At 67.7% G+C, this 20698-nt stretch carries 17 protein-coding genes; 3 read left to right on the forward strand and 14 right to left on the reverse strand.

Annotated features, from left to right (window positions below):
* The first annotated feature begins 47 nt into the window (after positions 1 to 47).
* Positions 48 to 2576 (forward strand): mechanosensitive ion channel family protein, encoded by a 2529-nt coding sequence (locus tag GOY17_RS01900; protein WP_157029058.1) that lies wholly within the window; start codon positions 48 to 50, stop codon positions 2574 to 2576.
* Positions 2577 to 2728: 152 nt separating this feature from the next.
* A complete protein-coding gene (locus tag GOY17_RS01905) occupies positions 2729 to 4618 on the forward strand; it encodes a potassium transporter Kup (RefSeq protein ID WP_157029059.1) in 1890 nt (629 codons plus the stop codon).
* A gap of 2 nt (positions 4619 to 4620) precedes the next feature.
* Here GOY17_RS01905 and GOY17_RS01910 read toward each other — a convergent pair whose 3' ends face one another.
* From GOY17_RS01910 to GOY17_RS01955, 10 genes are all read right to left on the reverse strand, one after another.
* A complete protein-coding gene (locus tag GOY17_RS01910) occupies positions 4621 to 4779 on the reverse strand; it encodes a hypothetical protein (protein WP_157029060.1) in 159 nt (52 codons plus the stop codon).
* Between the two features lie 10 nt (positions 4780 to 4789).
* Entirely contained in the window at positions 4790 to 4972 is a 183-nt protein-coding gene (locus tag GOY17_RS01915; RefSeq protein WP_115841113.1) for a hypothetical protein, read from the reverse strand.
* A gap of 99 nt (positions 4973 to 5071) precedes the next feature.
* Positions 5072 to 5518, reverse strand: coding sequence for a cupin domain-containing protein (locus GOY17_RS18880; RefSeq protein ID WP_232338503.1), 447 nt, complete (start codon positions 5516 to 5518; stop codon positions 5072 to 5074).
* Between the two features lie 388 nt (positions 5519 to 5906).
* On the reverse strand, positions 5907 to 6662 hold the full coding sequence (gene kduD, locus GOY17_RS01925) for a 2-dehydro-3-deoxy-D-gluconate 5-dehydrogenase KduD (RefSeq protein ID WP_157029062.1): 756 nt from the start codon (positions 6660 to 6662) through the stop codon (positions 5907 to 5909).
* 43 nt (positions 6663 to 6705) lie between these two features.
* Complete coding sequence (kduI, locus tag GOY17_RS01930; RefSeq protein ID WP_157029063.1) at positions 6706 to 7551, reverse strand: 5-dehydro-4-deoxy-D-glucuronate isomerase; 846 nt, start codon at positions 7549 to 7551, stop codon at positions 6706 to 6708.
* Between the two features lie 263 nt (positions 7552 to 7814).
* Positions 7815 to 8909: a LacI family DNA-binding transcriptional regulator gene (locus GOY17_RS01935; RefSeq protein ID WP_157029064.1), complete on the reverse strand. Its 1095-nt coding sequence runs from the start codon at positions 8907 to 8909 to the stop codon at positions 7815 to 7817.
* A 79-nt stretch (positions 8910 to 8988) separates the two neighbouring features.
* Positions 8989 to 10272 carry a TRAP transporter large permease gene (locus GOY17_RS01940; protein WP_157029065.1) on the reverse strand — a complete coding sequence of 428 codons (1284 nt, stop codon included), beginning with the start codon at positions 10270 to 10272 and terminating at the stop codon, positions 8989 to 8991.
* Positions 10273 to 10782: a TRAP transporter small permease gene (locus GOY17_RS01945; RefSeq protein WP_157029066.1), complete on the reverse strand. Its 510-nt coding sequence runs from the start codon at positions 10780 to 10782 to the stop codon at positions 10273 to 10275.
* Between the two features lie 8 nt (positions 10783 to 10790).
* Positions 10791 to 11780, reverse strand: coding sequence for a TRAP transporter substrate-binding protein (locus tag GOY17_RS01950; protein WP_157029067.1), 990 nt, complete (start codon positions 11778 to 11780; stop codon positions 10791 to 10793).
* A 17-nt stretch (positions 11781 to 11797) separates the two neighbouring features.
* Positions 11798 to 12631 (reverse strand): 2-keto-4-pentenoate hydratase, encoded by an 834-nt coding sequence (locus GOY17_RS01955; protein ID WP_157029068.1) that lies wholly within the window; start codon positions 12629 to 12631, stop codon positions 11798 to 11800.
* A 111-nt stretch (positions 12632 to 12742) separates the two neighbouring features.
* Here GOY17_RS01955 and GOY17_RS01960 point away from each other — a divergent pair, with 111 nt between their 5' ends.
* Entirely contained in the window at positions 12743 to 14113 is a 1371-nt protein-coding gene (locus GOY17_RS01960) for a pectate lyase family protein (protein ID WP_232338504.1), read from the forward strand.
* A gap of 153 nt (positions 14114 to 14266) precedes the next feature.
* Here the strand turns inward: GOY17_RS01960 and GOY17_RS01965 are convergent, their stop codons facing one another.
* The 4 genes from GOY17_RS01965 to GOY17_RS01980 form a co-directional block, all read right to left on the reverse strand.
* The gene (locus tag GOY17_RS01965; RefSeq protein WP_157029070.1) at positions 14267 to 15013 is read right to left on the reverse strand and encodes a rhamnogalacturonan acetylesterase; all 747 of its coding nucleotides are present in this window, start codon (positions 15011 to 15013) and stop codon (positions 14267 to 14269) included.
* Between the two features lie 106 nt (positions 15014 to 15119).
* A complete protein-coding gene (locus GOY17_RS01970) occupies positions 15120 to 16154 on the reverse strand; it encodes a pectinesterase family protein (protein ID WP_198173781.1) in 1035 nt (344 codons plus the stop codon).
* A 110-nt stretch (positions 16155 to 16264) separates the two neighbouring features.
* The gene (locus tag GOY17_RS01975; protein ID WP_157029071.1) at positions 16265 to 17608 is read right to left on the reverse strand and encodes a pectate lyase family protein; all 1344 of its coding nucleotides are present in this window, start codon (positions 17606 to 17608) and stop codon (positions 16265 to 16267) included.
* A gap of 215 nt (positions 17609 to 17823) precedes the next feature.
* Positions 17824 to 20667, reverse strand: a complete 2844-nt coding sequence (locus GOY17_RS01980) for a TonB-dependent receptor (protein WP_157029072.1) — start codon at positions 20665 to 20667, stop codon at positions 17824 to 17826.
* Between the last annotated feature and the right edge of the window lie 31 nt (positions 20668 to 20698).

Genomic DNA, 20698 nt, shown 5'->3' on the forward strand with positions numbered 1-20698 from the left:
GCGTCGAATTCCCCTAGACTCCCGCCTGGAACACCGGAGTGCGTGCGATGCGTCGATTCACGGGCTGGCTGTGTGCGTTTCTGTGGCTGTCGATCGCGGCCGCGCCGGCCTTCGCGCAGACCAAGACCGTCATCGAGACGCCCACGGCGACGCCGGATGCGCCGAAGGCGCCGGTGGCGATTCCGGTCGCCGACATCCCGCTGCGCGCCGACTCCGACGAGCGCTTCGCCGAGGCGATCATCCTGCGCGCGAGCGAGGAGGATCCGACCGAACATCTCGCGCCGGAACTCGATGCCATCGCGAAGTCCGTCGACGAGAAGGCGAAGATGTTCCGCGCCGCCGAACTGCGCGAGCTGCCGGTGATGCGGCTGGAGAGTTTCGAGCGGCACTGGAAGTTCGACGCGCGTCGTTTCGCGCGCTGGCAGGAAAACATGCGCACGGCGATGGCGCCGTACGCGCAGAGTGCGTCGCAGCTCTCGCAGCGTCGCGCCGATTGGGAAGCGACGCAGGTCGTCGCGCGCGGCGGCAACATGCCGGCGGCGCTGTCCAGTCGTGTCGATGCGCTGGTCGCGCAGATGAAGGAAGCCGAACAGGCGCTGTCGAAGCCGCTCGCGCGGCAGATCGCGCTCGGCCGCCGCGCGAACCTCGTCGATGCACGCATCCAGGTCGGCCTGCGCTCGGTGTCGGAGGCGATCGAGTTCATCGACAGCCGCCTCATCCGCCTCGACTCGCCGCCACTGTGGCGCGCACGGCAGGCCGACAGCGATCCGAACGATGCGATGACGTCGATCAAGAACGGCATCGGCATCGAGGCGCGCTTCCTCACCGAATATACGGCCTCCGATTTCGGCAACCAGCGGGCGCTGCACGTGCTGCAGGTCCTGCTGCTGCCGGTGCTGCTGCTGCTGTCGTGGCGCGCGAGGCGCGCGCGTCGCGAGGCGATGAAGGCGGGCGCCGAGCCCGAGCCGATCGATGCGACCACGCGCGTGCTGCAGCGGCCGATCTCGTCGTGGCTGCTGCTGTCGATGATGGGCGTGCTGGCGTTCGAGCCCGACGCGCCGCTGCTGGCGCACCAGTTCGCGATGCTGGTCGCGCTGGTGCCCGTGCTGCGCCTGCTGCCCCCGCAGAGCGAGCGGCTGCTCGGCCACTGGCCTTACGTCGCCACGGCGCTGTACCTGCTTGAACGCATCGCCTTCTTCTTCCTCGCCAACGCGCTGGTGTACCGCTGGTACCACCTGGTGCTGGCGACACTGGCGCTGCTGCTCACGCTGGGCCTGCTGTGGCGCGCGCGCCGGCAGCAGCATTCGGGGCTGGAAGGCCGCTACGGGCGCGCCGTGCACATCGCCGCATGGGTGAGCGTGGCGGTGTTGCTGGTGTCGATCGTCTCCAACGTGGTCGGCAACGTGTCGCTGGCGGAGATGCTCAACAGCGCCGTCATCGACAGCGGCTACTTCGGCCTGGTGCTGTTCGCGGGCATGACGGTCGCGGTCGCGCTGCTGCATCTGCTGTTCGCACGCGGTGGCGACGCGCGCCTGCGCGTGGTGCGCGAACACGCCACGCCGTTGCTGACGCTCATCGTGCGCCTGCTGACCTTGGCCGCGGTGATCGGCTGGGTCGTGTTCACCATGAACCGCTTCCGCGTGTTCCGGCCGGTGTACGCGTTCTTCGAGACGATCCTCACGCACACGCTGCAGATCGGCGAGATCGCCATCAGCCTGGGCCACGTGCTGGTGTTCTTCGTGTCGATCTACGTCGCGTTCTGGGCGGCGAAGGCGACGCGCTACCTGCTGCAGGAGGAAGTGCTCACGCGCATGTCGCTGCCGCGCGGCGTGGGCAATTCGGTCGCGTCGCTCACCTATTACGCAGTGCTGCTGATCGGCGCGCTGGTCGCGCTGACGGCGGCGGGCTTCAAGATGACGCAACTGGCATTCATCTTCGGCGCGCTCGGCGTGGGCATCGGCTTTGGCCTGCAGAACGTGGTGAACAACTTCGTCTCGGGCCTGATCCTGATGTTCGAGCGGCCGATCCAGCCGGGGGACGTGGTCGAAATCACCGGCACGTCCGGCCGCGTGCGCGAGATCGGCATGCGCGCCACGACCATCAAGACCTTCGACGGCGCCGACGTGGTGGTGCCCAACGGCACGCTGCTGTCGGAGAAGCTGACCAACTGGACGCTGCTCGACCGCAATCGCCGGCTCGACATCGACATCGGCGTGGCCTACGGCTCCGATCCCGCGCAACTGACCGCGCTGTTGCAGAAGACGGCGCTGCAGACGACGGGCATCGTGTCGAACCCCGAGCCGGCGGTACTGTTCCTGGGCTTCGGCGCGAGTGCGCTGAACTTCGGCCTGCGCGCGTGGACATACGACTACGACAACTCCGCGTCGATCCGAAGCGACCTGGTCACGCGCATCTACGCGGCTCTGAACGAGGCGGGAATCGAGATGCCGTTCCCGCAGCAGGACATCCATCTGCGTTCGGTATCGGAGGAAGCGGGCGAGATGCTGCGTCGGCGCAGCGAGGCGCGTAATGCCGGTGGTGGTGCTCGAAACAAGGGCGAAGAGGCCGGCGGCTGAGCGCGCCTGGGTCTGGGCGTGTCATTCGTTGATGCGAAACGCGCGCCACCCCGAAGCGGCGTCATCCACACCCACCCACACCGTTCAGTCCGCACGCCCTCCCGTCACCCGGGTTTCGTTGTACTGGCATCGGGCCCGTCGCGTGCGGATCGATGCGGAACGACGAACACATCAGCGCCGACGGAAAGGCGTCGCCCGCATTGCCCGGGCTCATGCTCGCCGCGCTGGGCGTGGTGTTCGGCGACCTCGCGACCAGTCCGCTGTATTCGCTGCAGGAGGCATTCGGTTCGCATGGCGTTCGGCCGACGCCGGCGAACGTGCTCGGCGTGGTGTCGCTCGCGTTCTGGGCGCTGGTGGGCGTGGTGTCGCTCAAGTACGTGCTGTTGATCATGCGCGCGGACAACAAGGGCGAGGGTGGCATCATGGCGCTGCTGGCGCTGGCGCGCTCGTCGCTGATGGAGCGGCCGCGACGGCGGCATTGGATCGTGCTCGCCGGCCTCACCGGCGCCGCGATGTTCTTCGGCGACAGCGTGATCACGCCGGCGGTGTCGGTGCTGTCAGCGGTGGAAGGGCTGGAGATCGCGGCACCTGCGCTGGCGCCCTGGGTGTTGCCGCTGAGCGTCGCGATCGTCGTCGGCCTGTTCGCGCTGCAACGGTTCGGCAGTGCGCGCGTCGGCGGATGGTTCGGCCCGGTGATGCTGTCGTGGCTGCTTGCCGCTGGCGTGCTCGGCTTCTTGGCGATGCTGCGGCAGCCGCAGATCCTAGCGGCAATGAATCCACTGCATGCATGGTCGTTCTTCGCGCGCAACGGCTTCGCCGGGTTCACGACGCTGGGCGCGACCGTGCTGGTGCTGACGGGCGCCGAAGCGCTGTACGCGGACCTGGGGCATTTCGGTGCGCGGCCGATTCGGCTGGCGTGGACGACGATCGCGCTGCCGTGCCTGGTGCTGAGCTACTTCGGCCAGGGCGCGGTGCTTCTGGTCGATCCCACTGCGGCCACGCGTCCGTTCTATCGGACGGTGCCGCAATGGGCGCTGTTCCCGATGATCGGGCTCGCGACCGCGGCGACGGTGATCGCATCGCAGGCCGTCATCGCCGGCGCGTACTCGATGGTCCGTGCGTGCATCCAGCTCGGCTACCTGCCGCGCATGCGCGTGCTGCATACGTCCTCGCGCGTACGCGGGCAGATCTACCTGCCCCTGGTGTCGGGGCTGCTGCTGTTGCTGGTGCTCGCCGCGATGCTGGGATTCCGCTCGTCCGGCGCGCTGGCCGCCGCGTTCGGCATCGCGGTGAGCGGCACGATGCTGACGACGACCATCCTGATCGTCGTGGTGATGCGACGCGTGTGGGGATGGGGATGGCCGGTCGTCGTGCCGTTGGGACTGGCGATGCTGGCGGTCGACCTGGCGTTCTTCGGCGCGAACCTGATGAAGCTGCGCAGCGGCGGCTGGTTCCCGCTGCTGCTGGGCGCGCTTGCGCTGGTGGTGATGACGACCTGGCGCCGAGGGCGCGAACTCCTCACGCAGCGCAACCGGCGCGACAGCCTGCCCCTGGGGCCTTGCCTGGTCTCGCTGCGCGACCACCCGCCCACGCGCGTGGCGGGCACGGCGCTGTTCCTGACGAACGATCCGGAGTACGCGCCGCAGGCGCTGCTGCACAATCTCAAGCACAACCGCGTACTGCACGAGCGCAATGCGTTGCTGACGGTGGAAATCCTGGACGAACCCTATGCACGCGAGCGCGTGCGCATCGACGCGCACGATGCGGATTTCCACCGCATCTGCGCACGCTTCGGCTTCGCGGAAACACCGGACGTGCCCGCCGCATTGGAAGCGTGCGGCGAGCAGGGACTCGACTTCGACCTGATGGAGACGACGTTCTTCACCAGTCGCGAGGACGTCATCGCCGGGGACCGCACCGGCATGGCGCTGTGGCGCGACCAGCTGTTCGCGCTGCTCACGCGGAACGCGCTACCCGCCACGTCATTCTTCCAGATACCGGACAACCGGCTGATCGAAATCGGCCGGCGTGTCGCGATCTAGCGTCAGGCGCGACCGGCTACGTCGTGGAGGTAGAGCGCGCTGGTCGCATCGGGCGATGGATCCTGCAGCGGCGCCGCTTCGCGACTGTGCAGGTACATGTAACCGATGATCGCGACGGCGAGGATGATCGCCATCGCGATGAAGATCTGGCGTGAGTTCATCGCGCCGTCCTCAGTGCTTGCGATCGCCGCGATCGCCCTGGCCCGGCTTCGACTCGTGCTGCGATTGACGCTTCTGGTCCTGCGACAACGAACGACTTACGTCGTCGGACTCCTTGAAGCGGCCCTTCTCGTCGCGACGCACGTAACGCTTGTCGCCGTTGGGGGCGATGAGTTCGCGCTTGCTGTCTGCCATCGGCGTGCTCCCTTCACTGGACGATGGCCCATGCTCGGATGCGCGCGGTTAAGACGGGGCGAATGAAGGCCGCCTTCATTCATGCACGCGCGGTGCGCGTCACGGATCCTTCACCGCGTCAGCGCGTGCGCGCTTGCGATAGACGACGACGATGACGAGGTCCTCCTCGCCGCGCTGCGCAAGCGCATGCGTGCTGCCATCGCGCGTGAGGATCGCGTCGCCCGGTCCGACGTCGCGGCGCTTTCCGTCGAGCATCAGCTCGCCGCGACCGGACAGCACGTAGTAGATCTCGTCCTTGTCGTTGCGATGCTCGCCGATGGTCGCGCCCGGATGGAGTGCGCGCTGACGGAAGACGATGTCGAAACCCTCGGCCTGCTCGAAGAAGGGATAGGCTGTGGTCGTGCCCTTGCCTTCGTGCGGACCGGGCTGCTGGACGGCGATATCGCGCGCGTTCTCGACGTACGAGTCGCGGCGGGGCTCGGCGGCGTGGGCCGTGGAAAGCGCCGCGCTGGTCAGCGCGAAAGCGATGAAGCGGAATGGACTCACGTCATCTCTCCTTGTCGTCATCCCGTTGTCGTTACCGGGTTGCCGTAACTGGATTGTCGTCGCTGAATTGTCGTCATCCCGGCGGAGGCCGGGATCCAGGCCCGTAGCGAGTGGGCACTCCGCATCGGACCATCGTCTGCTCCTCATTCCAGCGAAAGCTGGAATCCATCTTGATCTTGCGTTTGTCGCGGTGAGCAACATCGCAGCGCTGTGCGGAAATCGACGTTTACCGCTATGCCTTCGTTGCCCCCTCTCCGGCCCGAACGCATGGCGTTCGGGCGTTCGAAGGCGCGCGAACCAGTGGTTCGCAAGCAGCGCCTTCTCACCCCCAACCCCTCTCCCGGTGGGAGAGGGGCTCAACAGCGCGCCTGCACCATCGCGAGCGCCATCACCGCGCCAGCCACCCACCATCCACCGGCAGGATCGCGCCATTCACGTAATCCGACGCACGCGATGCGAGGAACACGGCCGCGCCGCCCAGGTCGGACGGATCGCCCCAACGGCCCGCGGGGATGCGGTCGAGGATCGCGGCGCTGCGCGCTTCATCCGCGCGCAGCTGCGCGGTGTTGTCGGTCGCCATGTAGCCGGGCGCGATCGCGTTGACGTTGATGCCCTTGTTCGCCCATTCGTTGGCGAGCAGGCGCGTGATGCCTGCGATGCCGCTCTTGCTCGCGGTGTACGACGGAACGCGGATGCCGCCCTGGAACGACAGCATCGAGGCGATGTTGACGATCTTGCCGCCGCCGTTCGCGATCATGTGCCGGCCGGCCGCCTGCGCCATGAAGAACGCGCCCTTGATGTTCACGTTCATCACGTCGTCCCAGTCCTTCTCGGTGAACTCCACCGCATCGGCACGACGGATCAGGCCGGCGTTGTTGACCAGGACGTGCAGCCCGCCGAGGCCGTCGAGTGTCTCGCGCACGACGCGCTCGATCGGCTCCACGCTCGACAGGTTCGCTTCGATCGACACGAAGCGGCGGCCGAGCGCGCGCACTTTCTCCTTGGTCTCTAGCGGTGCCTGGATGCCGGCGGCGGCAATGTCGGCGCCGGCTTCGGCGAGCGCCACCGCGATGCCTTGGCCGAGGCCCGTGTTGGCGCCGGTGACCAGCGCGACCTTGCCTTCGAGACTGAACGGATTGGACATGTAGCCTTTCCCCTTGGTTTCGTGTGCGGATGCGCCCGCGCGCTTACTTGAGCTGGCAGATGTCCAGCTGGTTCATGTCGGTGTAGTCGAGGTTTTCGCCGCCCATCGCCCAGATGAAGCAGTAGTTCTTCGTGCCCGAGCCCATGTGGATCGACCAAGGCGGCGACACGACGGCTTCGTCGTTCGCGATGACCAGGTGGCGCATGTCCGCCGGATCGCCCATGAAATGCATGACGCGCTGGTCAGCGAGGTCGAAGTAGAAATAGACCTCCGAGCGGCGGTCGTGCAGGTGCGGCGGCATGGTGTTCCACACGCTGCCGGGCTTGAGGATCGTCAGGCCGAGCAGCAGCTGGCACGACTTCACCGTCGCAGGGACGATGTACTGGTAGATCGTGCGTTCGTTGGAGGTTTCCAGCGCGCCGCGCTCCAGCGGAACCGCCTGCGCGATGGAGATGTGCTTCGTCTCGAAGCGCGCATGCGCGGGCGTGGATGCGAGGTAGAACTTCGCCGGATTGGCGGCGTCGTTCGAGGCGAACGTCACGTCCGCGCTGCCCATCGGCACGTACAGGCCGTCCTTGGGTTCGAGCGTGTGCGCGGTGCCGTCGACCGTGACCGTGCCCGTGCCGGCACCGACATTCACGATGCCGAGCTCGCGGCGTTCGAGGAACGGCTTGCCGGCGGCGGAGGCCGGTTCGGTCTGCGCCGGGAGCGCTACCGGCGCCGTCGTCGGGGCCGCGCCGCCGATGACGAAGCGCTCGTTGTGCGAGTAGTTCAGGACGACCTGGCCCGGAACGAAGAGGCCGTCGATGAGGTAGCGCTCGCGCAGCTGGTCGTTGCTGGCGCCGGCCATCATGTCCGGGTGGGTGGCGTGGTAGGTCTTGCGGAACATCGGGCCTCTCCGGTGGTTCGGGCCGTCGCGGACGTCGCGCGGCAGGCGGGTGAGGGGATGATAGCGGGGTTTTGGTAACCGGTGTCAAAGGTCAGTCGCGTTGAGTGCCCGGGGTGCGGGAAGTGGTTGGAATCCCTTCTCCCGCGTGCGGGAGAAGGTGCCCGAAGGGCGGATGAGGGCGAACCCCGAACAGCGGACGATCGCCCTCACCCCAACCCCTCCCGCAGGCGGGAGAGGGGCTTATGGAAACCGGGCGCGGCGTCTTAGACCTTCGGCCGCTGCGTCGAATCCCGCACGACCAGCTGCGGGCTCACGGTGCGCGGTTCCTTCACCGCGTGCGGGCCGGACGGCTCCTCGCCCAGCAGCATCTGCGCCGCCTGGCGGCCGACGTCGCGCGTGGGCGAATGGATCGTGGTCAGCGCCGGCCACAGCTGCGCGGCGAGCGGGCTGTCGTCGAAGCCCACGACCGACAGATCGCCGGGAATCGACAGGCCGCGACGCATCGCCGCCTTGTAGACGCCGGCGGCCATTTCGTCGTTGCAGGCGAAGATCGCCGTCGGGCGCGGTGATTTGGCGAGCAGGTATTCGGCGCCCGCAACGCCCGAATCGAATGTGTAGCCGCCTTCGAAGATGTAGTCCGGCGACAGCTCGATGCCGCGCGCATCCAGCCCGGCGAGGAAACCGCCGCCGCGTTCGATCGTCGAGCGATAACGGCGCGGACCGGTGATCAGCCCGATGGTGCGATGTCCCAGCGATTCGACGTAGTTGGCCGCTTCCATGCTGGCCTGGCGGTCCTGCGTGACCAGCATGTGCGTCGCCGCGTCCATCGGCACCGAGGCGATGCGCACGTAGCGCACGCCGGTCTCGCGCAACGCCGTCGCGAGCTGCTCGTCTTCGGACACGCGCGGAATCAGGATCACGCCATGCAGCTTCTGCTGCTGCACGAATCGGCGCACGCCCTCGATGTAGTCCTCCTTCGAGGAATCGCACGGGTGCACCACCAGCTCGTATCCCGAATCGCGCAGCGCATCGAGCGCGCCGTACTGCATGTTCACGATGTACTGCGCGGTCGGGTTGTCGTACACCAGCCCGATCAGGAACGAACGCCGGAACGCAAGGCCACGCGCCTGCGGGTCGGGCGTGTAGCCCAGTTGCTTCATCAGCGCGAGCACTTTCTCGCGCGTTTCCGGATGCACCAGCGGCGAGTTGTTGATGACCCGCGAGACCGTCTTCTTCGATACGCCGGTGAGCCGCGCGATGTCGTTGATCGTCGCCTTGCCGGTCAGCCCGGTGTCCTCCGGCGCCGGCAGCGGCGAGGCGGTGCGGGATCGGCGGGTGCGCGGCGCGGGTTCGGTCATGGGCGGATTCTAGCGGGGCGCGAGCGGGGTGCGCGCGCCCGGCATGATCCGACGTCGATACACGTATGAAACGGGCGCGTCAGGCCTTGAGCACCGCCGGCAACCACAGCGACAGTGCCGGCACGAAGGCCACCACCAGCAGCACCGCCAGTCCCGCCAGCCAGAACGGCCAGATCGTGCGCATGCTCTGGCCGATGCTGATCTTGCCGATGGACGTGCCGACGAACAGCACCGATCCCAGCGGCGGGCTGATGAGGCTCAGGCCGCCCTTCAGCACCAGGATCACGCCGAAATGCACGGGGTCGATGCCGATGGCCCGGGCCACCGGCAGGAAGATCGGCGTGCAGATCAGGATCATCGGCGCGAGGTCGAGGAACGTGCCCAGCACCAGCAGCACGAGGATCATCAACAGCAACATCAGGTTGCGGTCCTGCGTCAGGCCGGTGAGGAAATCCACCGAGGCCGACGGCACCTGCAGGTACGCGAGCAACCAACCGAACACCGCGGCGGTGGCGATCACGAACAGGATCGCGCCCGCGCTGCGCGCCGCGTGCACGACGGTGCCGAGGAATTCGCGCCATGGCATCTGCCGATACAGCACGCTGGTGACCAGCAGCGCGTAGACGACCGCGATCGCCGCGCTCTCCACGGCGGTGAAGATGCCCGCGCGGATGCCGACGAAGATCAGCGCGACCAGTCCCAGGCCCGGAAGCGCCGACACCAGGCGCAGCGCGACGGCGCGCCAGCCGGGGAAGATCTCCACGCCGTAGCCGCGATGCCGCGCCACCGCGTAGCAGGTGAGCATCAGCACGAGCGTCATCAGCAGCGCGGGCACAATGCCGGCGGCGAACAGGTCGGCGATCGACAGACCGCCGCCGGCCGCCGCCGAATACAGGATGAGGTTGTGCGAAGGCGGCACCAGCAGCGCGACCAGCGCGGCGGTGATGCATACGTTCACGGCGAAGTCGCGGTCGTAACCGCGCTGCACCATCTGCGGGATCATCGTGCCGCCGACGGCCGACACGTCGGCGAGCGCCGAGCCCGACACGCCGCCGAAGAACAGCGACGACAGGATGCTGACCTGTCCGAGGCCGCCGCGCATGCGGCCGACCAGCGACGACGCGAGGCTGATCAGGCGTTCGGAAATGCCGCCGCGCATCATGATCTCGCCGGCGAAGATGAAGAGGGGAATGGCGATGAGGCTCGCCGAACCCGAGCCGGCCGAGACCTGCTGCACCATCACGATCGAGGGCACGTCCAGGTAGAGCAGCGTCGCCAGCGAGGCGGCAGCCAGCGCGTACGCCACCGGCACGCCCAGCACGAGCATCACGCCGAAGACGACGAAGAGCAGGGCGATCGCCATTCAGTGGACCTCCGCCGACGGGGTGTCATGGAACATCTGCGATATCGCGAACAGCGCCATCAGCGCGCCGCCGACGGCGAGCGGCAGGTAGTCGATGCTTTCCGGCAGCGGTGCGCCCGCGGTCGGGATGTGCACGCCGTCGACGAACAGCACGCCACCCCAGTAGGCGAGCATCAGCCCGATGACCACCACCACCGCCGACTGCAGCAGGTGCACGGCGTGCTTCGCGCGCGGCCCCAATGCCTCGGCGAGCAGCGAGAACGCGAAGTGCCGGCGCGTGTGCACGCCCGCGGCGGCGCCCATGCTCATCGCGGTGCTGAGCATCAGCAGCGTGACCGGCTCGGTCCAGCTGGGCGAATCGTTGAGCACGTAGCGCGCGATCACCTGCCAGCCCTGCACGAGCACGAGCATCAGCAGCGCGAACGCCGCCGTCGCGATCGTCCAGCCGGCCAGCCGTTCGCAGGTGCGTTGCAGGATCGAAGTCGGAACCGGAGTCACGGTGGCGTCCATGGGAATCCTCAGGCGAGATCGCGGACCTGCCGGTACAGCGCGTCGATGGCCGGGTCCGTGCGGTAATGCGCCAGCAACGGCTGCGCGGCGGCGCGGAACGACGGGATGTCGCATTCGTTGAACGCGACGCCGGCGTCCTCCACGATGCGGCGCGCATCGTCTTCCTGCTGCGCCCACAGCGTGCGCATCACGCCGACCGATTCGCGCGCCAGGCGCAGCAGCACCTCGCGATCGCGCGGTTCCAGCGAATCGAAGATCTTGCGCGACATCAACAGCACGTCCGGCGCCCACGAATGATCGCTGTGCGACCAGTAGCGCGCGGCCTCGAAATGGCGGCTCGACTGGAAGCTGCGGATGTTGTTCTCCGCGCCGTCGATCATGTGCGTCTCCATGCCGGAGAACACCTCGCCCAGCGGCAAGGGCGTCGGGTTGGCGCCGAACAGGCGCAGCATCCGGATGAAGATGTCCGACATCGGCACGCGGATCTTCAATCCGTGCAGGTCGCCGGGCACCACGATGGGATGCTTGATGTTGTAGAAGCAGCGCGGACCGCTGTCGTAGATCGCAAGGCCGACGAGCCCGCGCGATTCGAAGCCGCGCAGCACCTGCGCGCCGACGTTGCCGTCGATCGCGCGCCGCAGGTGCTCGGTGGAATCGAAGACATACGGCAGGCACAGCGCCTGCGTGAGTGGAAACGCGTTATTCAGCGCACCGGTGTAGACGCGCGTGATGGCGATGGCGCCGAAGCGCGCCATGTCGATGGCTTCCGATTCGCGGCCGAGCTGGCCCGCGTGGTACATCCGGATGCGCACGCGTCCGCTGGTTTCGCGCGCGAGCTGTTCGCCGATCCACTGCACGGCCTGCACGGTCGGGTAATCCTTCACGTGCACGTCGGTGGCGGTGAGCACGCGCGCGGGTTGAGCCGCGCGCAGCGCCTGCGGCAACGCGCCCGCGGCGCAGGCGCCGGTGAGTCCGGCGAGGAAACGGCGGCGGTGCATTCCGTGTTCGGCTTCGGTCACGCGCGCTCCCCGTGCGGTTGTGCGGCGATGGCGTTGCAGTGGATCTCGCCCCATTCGCCGAAACTGACGCGCGCGCGCTGTCCGGCCACGATGTCGTGGATGCCGGTCGCCGCGCCCGTCGTCACCAGCATGCCGCGTTTGAGCGGATGTCCGCGACGTGCGCAACGCGACAGCGCGAACGCCAGCGCCGCGAGCAGGCCGCCGGCGATGGACGCCGCGCCGCCTTCGCCGACCAGGTGGCCGTCGATGAAGGTCTCGCAGGTGAGATCGTCCGCGCTGCGGCGCTGCCAGCCGGTGATTTCGTTGCCGAGCACCAGCCCGGTGTTGTTGCCGAAATCCGACACCACCACCGGCGGGCCGAGCACGTTGATCAGCGGCAACGGACTGCCGGCCAGTTCGATGCCCACGTGCAGCGCTTCGACCAGGTCGGCTGCTTCGTCGGCGGAGTAATCGAACTTGCCGGGATCGCTGTCGCGCGCGATGCGGAACACGAACTCGGCTTCCACCGCGGCGAAGCCGCCCGGGATCACCGGGAACGTCGCCGCGTCGCGCGGCGAGGGCGACTGGATCGCACCTTCGAAGATCGGCCCGACCAGGCGTTCCTCGCCGAGCGTCGCTTCCCAGTCGGCCGGGATCTTGCCGACCTTCCAGCCCACGACCGGGCGGTCCCACAGCGCGATCGCCGCGTCCTGGCACGCATAGCCCTCGTCGAGGCTGGCCGGCAGCGCGCCGGGATATTCCCGAAGCGCCTGCGCTTTCCGCCGGGCATCGACCAGTCGCCGGGCGATCGTTGCGCTGTCACTGCCCGCGTCGGGCGCGTGTTTGTCCATGCGACGGCGATCCCCTGAGATTCGGCTGTTCGGGATGTTGTATAGGAAACCGGTGTCATTGACAATCGGGGTCTACACTCGGATCACGGCTCGGGGAGGGGACGGATGGGGATGCAGCGCCGGAAGGGCAGGATTCACGGGTTTGCGCGCGCGCTGGCTATCGGCGTGCTGCTGGTTTCCACCACGGCCGGAGGCGTCTGGGCGGGCCCCGCCGGGCCCGACGCCTTGTCCACCGGGACACCCGCACTCGCATTCCCCGGCGCCCAGGGCTGGGCGGCGCATACGCCGGGCGGCCGCGGCGGCAAGATCCTGCGCGTCACCACGCTCGCGGCCGACGGGTCGGGATCGTTCGCCGAAGCGCTCGCCACCAAGGGCCCGCGCATCGTCGTGTTCGAAGTCGGCGGCGTGATCGACCTGGGCATGAAGGAGCTGCGCATCACCGAGCCCTTCCTGACCATCGCCGGGCAAACCGCGCCGCAACCGGGCATCACCTTCATCAAGGGCGGGCTGACCATCGCGACGCACGACGTCGTGGTGCGCCACATCCGCATGCGCCCGGGCGATGGCGGCATGCCGAAGTTCTCCGGCGACATCGATGCGATCACCACCGTGCGCGGCGCGAAGGACGTGATCGTCGACCACTGCTCGCTGACGTGGGCGACGGACGAGAACCTGTCGGCGTCCAGCACGCGCTTCTTCGGCGAGGACGAGAAGGCGTGGATGGACGCGGCGTCGCGCCGCATCACCTACAGCAACAACATCATTGCCGAGGGGCTGTCGAACGCGACGCACAAGAAGGGCGAGCATTCCAAGGGCTCGCTGATCCACGACCACGTCAACGACGTGCTGATCGTCGGCAACCTCTACGCGCACAACTACGAACGCAACCCGCTGTTCAAGGGCGGCGCGCGCGGGCAGGTGATCAACAACCTGATCTACGACCCCGGCCAGCGCGCCGTGCACTACAACCTCATCGCCGAGGAATGGCTGGGCCATCCGTACTCGCGCGGGCAGGTCGTCGCGCGCGGCAACGTGATGCGTGCGGGCATTTCGACCGAGGACGTCGCGTTCTTCGAAGTGGGCGGTTCGGGCGACGTGGACGTGTTCTTCGAGGACAACCTCGCCGTCGATCGCATCGGCAACCCGCTGCCCCAGCAGGGCCGCTACACCACGACGCCGATCCGCGTGGATGCGATGAAGCGCGCGCCGGCACTGCCGTTCGGCGTGACGCTGCTGCCGTCGTCGCAGGTGCAGGACGCGGTGATCGCGAATGCGGGCGCACGCCCGTGGGATCGCGACGACGTGGATCGCCGCATCCTCGCCGACACGATCGAAGGTCGCGGCCGCATCATCGACAGCCAGGAGCAGGTAGGCGGCTATCCGGTGCAGAAGGAGACCCGGCAGGCGTTCGTGCCGGCGGACTGGGACCTGGACACGATGGAACCGCTGAAGCCGCTGCCGCGGCGGGAGCCGTTGAAGTAGGCGTTTGCGGGAGCCGCATCGCAGCGTCGATGTTGTCTGCGTTGTCCCCGACCAAGGGAGAGCCGTCATCCCGGCGAAAGCCGGGATCCAGGCCCGTAGCGCCGGCTCGGCCCTCACCCCCACCCCTCTCCCGCAGGCGGGAGAGGGGCCTCGCTACGGCAAGCGTTCGAGCGTCGGCAACTCCAGCCCCGACTCCCGCAACGCTGCCGCAAACTCCCTCGCCATCCGCGCCGCACCTTCAGGCGAGAAATGCGTGTTGTCCTGCACGCCCTGCGGGTAGTTCGCGTGCTCGCCGGGCGCGAGCCAGAGGAACAGCGCCTTCGATCCCTCCACGCCAGCTTCCTGGAGCACGGCGGAACTGCGGCGCTCCATGTCGATCAGCGCGACATGCTCACGCGCGGCGAGTGCACGCACGAGGTCGGGATATTCGCCGTGGCTGGCCACGACGCGTCCGTCCTCGTCGAACCGGCGTCGTGCGACCGGCGTGAGCAGCACGGGCGTGGCGTTCCGCGCGCGAACGTCGGCGACGAAACGTTCAAGATTCCGCGCATAGTCCGCGGGCGGCGTGTAGCGGTCGGGTTTCTCGATCGACTGATCGTTGTGGCCGAACTGGATCAGCACGATGTCGCCCGGTTTCGTCGCTTCCAGCAACGCGCTCCAACGGCCTTCGGCGATGAACGTGCGCGTGCTGCGGCCGTTCATCGCGCGGTTGTCGATAACGACCGCGCCGGGTGCGAACTGCTCCGCGAGGAACTCGCCCCAACCGGTTTCGGGCCGCTTCTCGGCGCGTTTGATCGCCAAGGTGGAGTCGCCGGCGAGGTGGATCGTGGGCGGTTCCGCTGCGCGTGCGGAGGCGGCGAGGGCGAGCAGCAGTGCGAGTGCGTGGACGACTTTTGGCATGGGGTTCGTTCGACGGTGCGGGCCTGGGTCCCGGCTTTCGCCGGGATGACGGTGAAACGAGGGATGACAGCGGGCTCGAAGGTGCCGCGCCGAAGCGCAGCGTTGATCAGATCGGCTCCCAGCCGTCGAGCACGCGCTCGCGCGCATACGCAGCGATTCGGTCGCGCGGCAATGCTCGCCGTGAAGCAGAACGATGTGCGCCCGGCCCCGAACTTGCATGCTCGAATAGCCGTGCGTCGCCGGGCTGAAGCATCACGCGCTTGCCGTCGCGGGCGGTGTAGCCCATCTCGTCCCAGCCGCGGGGGTCGATGTGCGCATCCATCCAGCAGTCGAGGTACACCGCGGCACCGACGGCGTCGGGATCGCCGTACTTGCCGTCGGCAAACGTGCGTCCCGGACGCCACGCGCGGCCCAGCGCGACGCTGCCGTCGCGGATGGCGGCATCGCGCGTCAGCCGACATCGCACGAATGTGAGTCCATACGCCTGCGCCGACGGCGTGCACGGCACGGCGACGTATCCCTGCCGCTCCTTGCCGGGTCGGAAGCGCGAGTGCAGCTCGCACTGTTCGAACAGCGCATTGCCGCCGCCGAAGATGAAATCGACGCTGCCGCTGATGCGGCAATCGCGGAAGAAGCTCCGGCCCGCGTCGGCGAACAGCGTGTCCTGGTGGCCGATGAAGTCCACGCGTTCGAAACAGGCACGATCGGAACCTGCGTCCAGCATCAGCGCGACCGCCTGCGCGCCGTTCGGGCCGATGGGCTCGAACTTCGGGGTGGCGAGATTGCCGACGTAGTCGAAGGCGTTCTCGATGGTGAGGTTCGTCGCGCGGAAGCCGGGCGCACGGACGGTGACGCTCGCGCAGCCCCACGTGCCCCACGGTTCGCCGTCGGGCCGCGGCATGCCGGCGGCGGCATCGAACGTCAGAACGCTGGCCGTGCGGTCTTCGCCGACGAGGTGGATGTCCGGTTTGTCGACCACAAGCTTTTCATGCCAGCGGCCGCGCGCGACGAGGATGCGGAAGGGTTTGCCGCCAGCGGACGGCGCGGATGCGATCGCGTCTCCGACGCTGGTGAAGATCGGGATGTCGTCGAAAGGCGTTCGCCCGACTACGGCATCGAAGGTTCCCGCGGGTGACTTCACCCCTCCCCAACCCTCCCCTGCGAGCAGGGGAGGGGGCAACAGCAGCAAAGCGGGTGAGACGATCGATGCGCGCAGAAAACGACGACGCTGCGCGAAGCTCGAACTCGATGTCACTTGAACGGCCCAGCCCCGAGGATCACCGCGATCGGTACGACCGGCGTGGGATCGATGCGGCGATACAGCGTCGGCGTCCAGCCGACATCGCGCGACAGCGGAACGGTGTTCACCGCGTTGTACGCATCGACCACGTCCACGCGCGCATGCCGCGACACGCCATTGCGCAACGTGCCTTCCTCGAACAGCGCCGTGCCGTTGAAACGCTCGGCGAACAGATCCGGCGTCACCGCCGACGGCACGAGGAAATGGTTGTTCTGCGCGAAGATCTTCGACTCGATGCCCGCGCCCCAGCTGTACGCGTAGGTCGTCGCGCCTTCGTCGGTGAGCGTGTACTGGTTGTTGAACACGTGCACCTGGCCGTAGCGCACGCGCGGCACGCGCTGGCCGAGGTCGTGGAAGAGGTTGTGGTGGAGCGTCACGCGCAGCTTGTCGCGATCGGCGACGGCACTGTCGGACGAACCGATCAGCATCGCCTTGTCGTGGTTGGCCATCAGGTTCCACGATACCGTGACGTAGTCGGACTCGTTGGTGACGTCCACCAGTCCGTCGTGGCGCTGGTAAAGCCGACTGAAATACGTTGGCGCATCCTCGTCGCGCGTGGCGACGTCGAGCATCGCGTTGTGGTCGATCCACACGTGCGTCGCGTTGCGCACGGAAATCGCGTCGTACAGCGCGTTCCAGTTGCCTTCGGCGCCATCGGTCGGGGACCACTGCGGGAAGCAGTCGGCGGCGTCGACCAGCAGCAGGTTGCGCACGATGACGTTCATCGGCTGGTTGCCGCTGGTGGAACTCGGGCGGATGTCGAGCCACCCGCCGCGCAGCCCGTCGCCGTGGTTCGCGCCGATGATCGTGGTGTTGGCCGGCACGCGGATGCGCACGCGCGCCTGCTGCGCGGCGGCCGAAGCGGCGCGTGCGCGTTCCTGCGGGCCGCTCGGATTCACGCGGCCCCATGTCGCGGGATCGTAGGCAGCGAGGAAGGCGTCCAGCGAGTACAGCTCGCCCGTCTGCGGGTCGGGGCGCGCGTAATCCGTGCACGTGAGCGGTTGGCCGTTCGCATCGACGTTCGCGTCGATCATGCCTTCGATGCGGACGATCTTCGGCGTGGCGTCGGGGAAGTTGAGTGCGGCGACCAGCGCGTTGCGATCGGACACGGTGAACACGTGCGCCTCGTCGGCGGACGAACCGCCCGTCGTGCCCTGCGGCAGTGCGGTGGTGGGCTGCGAGGCCCAGCCGTCGTTCGGTGCGATGGTCTGGCGTTCAAGGCCGTGACCGGCGTGAGCGCATGGCATCAAGGCCAGTGCGAGCGTGGTCAGGACGATCTTCGTGCGATTGCGCATCGGTGCCGCTCCTTCTAGTCAGGAAGAGGCGGACGTCGGCGGTCAGGCGTGCGACGCCCGCAGGATGACTACGCAAACGATCAACAACAAAGCCCCTCTCCCGCGCGCGGGAGAGGGGTTGGGGTGAGGGCAGGCGAAGCGGTCGCGCAAGATCGCCCTCATCCGCCCTTCGGGCACCTTCTCCCGCGAGCGGGAAAAGGGCCTTGCCATCACGATCAGAACTTGTAGCGCGCACCCAGGAAGTACTGGCGCCCGGTGTGGTGGTAGACCGAGGCGCGATCGCCGATCGAATCGACCCACTGGTCCTGGAACTCGTCGGTGAGGTTCAGGCCTTCCAGCGTCAGTTCGAAGTGCTCGTTGATCTTGTACGAGGCCGACATGTCGATGGTCAGCGTTTCGGCCGTGCCTTCCACGTCGTTGTTGTTGCGGCCCGGCACCGTGGTCAGGTAGTCGTCGCGATACGCCGCCGACACGCGCGCGCTGAACTTGTCGCCTTCGTAGTAGAGCGTGGCGTTGTACGCGTTCTTCGACAGGCCGGTGAGGTCGGTGCGCAGCGAGGTCGCGCCGGCCGCGGTCATGTACTGGATCTTCGAATCGACGTAGGTGTAGTTCAGCTGCACGCCGAAATCGCTCCAGAAGCCGGGCAGGAACACGAACGGCTGCTGGTAGGTGAACTCCAGGCCCTTGAGCGGACCGCCTGGCGTGTTCAGCGGGATGTTGAACTGGAAGTCGTCGTTCACCGTCGCGCCGGTGCCGGCGAGCAGGCTCTCCGGAAGGCCCGAGGTGTAGTACGGGCGCGTTTCGCGCGAGGTCTGCACGAAGCTGTCGATGTCCTTGTAGAACAGACCCAGCGCCAGCAGCGATTCCTCGGCGAAATACCACTCGAACGACAGGTCGGCCGTCTTCGCGCGGAACGGATCGAGCAGCGGGTTGCCGCCGTTCACAACGCGGTTGCCGCCGGACACGTTCACCGTCACGCCTGGCGTGAGGTTGCCCAGGCCCGGACGGGCCATCACCTTCGCCGCGGCGAAGCGGATCAGGAAGTCCGGCGTCACGTCGGCGACGAGGTTCATCGACGGCAGCGTGTCTTCATAGCTGCGCTCGACCGTCGTCAGCACGGGCTGTCCGCCGACCGTGGACCAGCCGGTAGAGCTCTGGCGCGTGGTCACCTGGCGCAGGCCGATGTTGCCGCTCAGCGGCAGCGAGCCGATCTGCGTGTTGAAGTCGCCCTGCAGCCAGAAGCCCTGGTCGCGCTCGGTCACGGTGCGGTTGTTGCCGAGCACCGACGACACGGTGTCGCTGACGGCGAAGATGCCTTCGTCGCTGTAGAGGTCGAACGCGCGGTTGAACGCGTCGATGTCGGGAATCAGCCAGCGGCCGTCGCCGACGTTGCGGATGTCTTCCAGCTGGATCGTGCGCGTGAAGTCGGCGAGCGTCGTGCCGGCCGGCAGCGCGGGCACGACCAGTTCGGATGCGCGGCGCTCTTCGCGCGATTCGAAGGTGTATTCCTTGAACTGGCCGCCGCCCTTCAGCGTGAAGCTGTCGGTCAGCGCCCACGACATGCCCAGCGACACGTTGTCGATGGTGTTGTCGGCGTACTGCGGGCGCAGGCGGATCTCCGACACGCCGTTGATGAACGCCCACTGCGCCGGGTCATTCACGTCGAAGCCGTTGGTGATGACGGGCAGGCGGTCGTTGTTGCGGTAATCCCAGGTGTAGTTCTGCGCGTTGGTGCGATCCAGCGTGATGGTCGTCTGGATCGGGTTCTCGAACTCGGACTTCGCGCGGCCGCCTTCGAAATGCAGCTTGAAGTCGTCGGTCAGTTCGTGGTCGGCGTAGAAGTTGAACTGGGTGAACTTGGTTTCCAGTTCGTCGTAACGCGCTTCCGAACGCACGTCCACGTTGTTGAAGCGGCCGTAGACGAGGTTGCCGCGCTCGTCGACCACGCTTTCCAGTACCACCGTTTCCGGCTTGCCGCTGGCGCCGGCCGCGCGGCAGGCCGCACCCGCGGTGCCCGCGGCGCACGCGCCACGGCTGAAGGACAGGCCGTTGAGGAAGTTCTCGGTGCGCGTGGCGTCCAGGTCGGCGTACATGAGGTCGAGGCCGAGCGAGGTCTTGTCGGTCGGATCGAACTGCAGCGACGCGGTGACGCCCAGGCGCTCCTGCTCGTGCTCCATCACGCCGTAGCGCGGGATGCGCGGATGGAAGACGCTGGCCGACTCGGCCGCCGGCGTGCCGGCGAAACCGCCGCTGCTGGTGCCGTTGTCCCAGCGCACCGTGCTGTGGCCTTCTTCCAGCAGGCGGCGCTTGGTGTAGGCCACCGACAGCAGCGCGCCGAACTTGTTGTCGGCCCAGGTGTTGCTGACCAGCATCGTCGCGCGCGGGTCGAGGTCCGACGCCAGGTCGTTGTAGCCCAGCTGCGCGCCGGTGACGAAGGTGAAGCCGTCGTAGTCGAACGGACGCGCGGTCTGCAGGTCGACGGTCGCGCCGAGCGCGCCTTCCTCGATGTCGGCCGAGGAGGTCTTGCGCACCGTGATGCTGTTGAACAGCTCGGAGGCGAAGACGTTGAAGTCGAAGCCGCGGCCGCGGTTCGCGCCGCCGGAGCTGTCGGTGCCGCCGGTCGTGGTCAGCGCTTCCATGCCGTTGATGCGCACGCGCGTGAACTGGCTGTCCAGGCCGCGCACGGAAATGTTGCGGCCCTCGCCGGCGTCGCGCGAGATCGACACGCCCGGAATGCGCTGCAGCGATTCGGCGAGGTTGAGGTCCGGGAAGTCGGCGATGTCCTCGGCGACGATCGCATCGACCACGCCGATCTCGCTGCGCTTCTTGTCCAGCGCCTTCTCCAGCGCGCCGCGGAAGCCGGTGACGGTGACCGTGTCGAGTTCGGTCGGCGGCGCGTCCGCGGCGGGCGCGGCAGCGGTCGTCGTGGTCGGTGCGGTGGACGAGGCCGCTGCGGCGTCCTGCGCGAGGGCGCTCGCGGCGCTCAGCTGCAGCGCAAGGCCGATCGAGGCGGCAAGCAAGGTAACCGGTGTCTTTTTTGGTGCACGCTGAAATTGCATAGGTTCTCCCCTCCCATATGGCACTACAGCT

The organism is Lysobacter soli (assembly GCF_009755585.1).
In the GTDB taxonomy this organism is placed as follows: domain Bacteria; phylum Pseudomonadota; class Gammaproteobacteria; order Xanthomonadales; family Xanthomonadaceae; genus Lysobacter_J; species Lysobacter_J soli.

What these genes read in the sequence shown, in the direction of transcription:
- GOY17_RS01910 (WP_157029060.1), bottom strand. Translation starts at nt 4,779, where the DNA reads ATGAACTCACGCCAGATCTTCATCGCGATGGCGATCATCCTCGCCGTC.
- kduD (WP_157029062.1), bottom strand. Translation starts at nt 6,662, where the DNA reads ATGTCCAATCCGTTCAGTCTCGAAGGCAAGGTCGCGCTGGTCACCGGC.
- GOY17_RS01950 (WP_157029067.1), bottom strand. Translation starts at nt 11,780, where the DNA reads ATGCACCGCCGCCGTTTCCTCGCCGGACTCACCGGCGCCTGCGCCGCG.
- GOY17_RS01945 (WP_157029066.1), bottom strand. Translation starts at nt 10,782, where the DNA reads ATGGACGCCACCGTGACTCCGGTTCCGACTTCGATCCTGCAACGCACC.
- GOY17_RS01905 (WP_157029059.1), top strand. Translation starts at nt 2,729, where the DNA reads ATGCGGAACGACGAACACATCAGCGCCGACGGAAAGGCGTCGCCCGCA.
- GOY17_RS01935 (WP_157029064.1), bottom strand. Translation starts at nt 8,909, where the DNA reads ATGACCGAACCCGCGCCGCGCACCCGCCGATCCCGCACCGCCTCGCCG.
- kduI (WP_157029063.1), bottom strand. Translation starts at nt 7,551, where the DNA reads ATGTTCCGCAAGACCTACCACGCCACCCACCCGGACATGATGGCCGGC.
- GOY17_RS01900 (WP_157029058.1), top strand. Translation starts at nt 48, where the DNA reads ATGCGTCGATTCACGGGCTGGCTGTGTGCGTTTCTGTGGCTGTCGATC.
- GOY17_RS01955 (WP_157029068.1), bottom strand. Translation starts at nt 12,631, where the DNA reads ATGGACAAACACGCGCCCGACGCGGGCAGTGACAGCGCAACGATCGCC.
- GOY17_RS01915 (WP_115841113.1), bottom strand. Translation starts at nt 4,972, where the DNA reads ATGGCAGACAGCAAGCGCGAACTCATCGCCCCCAACGGCGACAAGCGT.
- GOY17_RS01960 (WP_232338504.1), top strand. Translation starts at nt 12,743, where the DNA reads ATGCAGCGCCGGAAGGGCAGGATTCACGGGTTTGCGCGCGCGCTGGCT.
- GOY17_RS01940 (WP_157029065.1), bottom strand. Translation starts at nt 10,272, where the DNA reads ATGGCGATCGCCCTGCTCTTCGTCGTCTTCGGCGTGATGCTCGTGCTG.
- GOY17_RS01975 (WP_157029071.1), bottom strand. Translation starts at nt 17,608, where the DNA reads ATGCGCAATCGCACGAAGATCGTCCTGACCACGCTCGCACTGGCCTTG.
- GOY17_RS01980 (WP_157029072.1), bottom strand. Translation starts at nt 20,667, where the DNA reads ATGCAATTTCAGCGTGCACCAAAAAAGACACCGGTTACCTTGCTTGCC.
- GOY17_RS01965 (WP_157029070.1), bottom strand. Translation starts at nt 15,013, where the DNA reads ATGCCAAAAGTCGTCCACGCACTCGCACTGCTGCTCGCCCTCGCCGCC.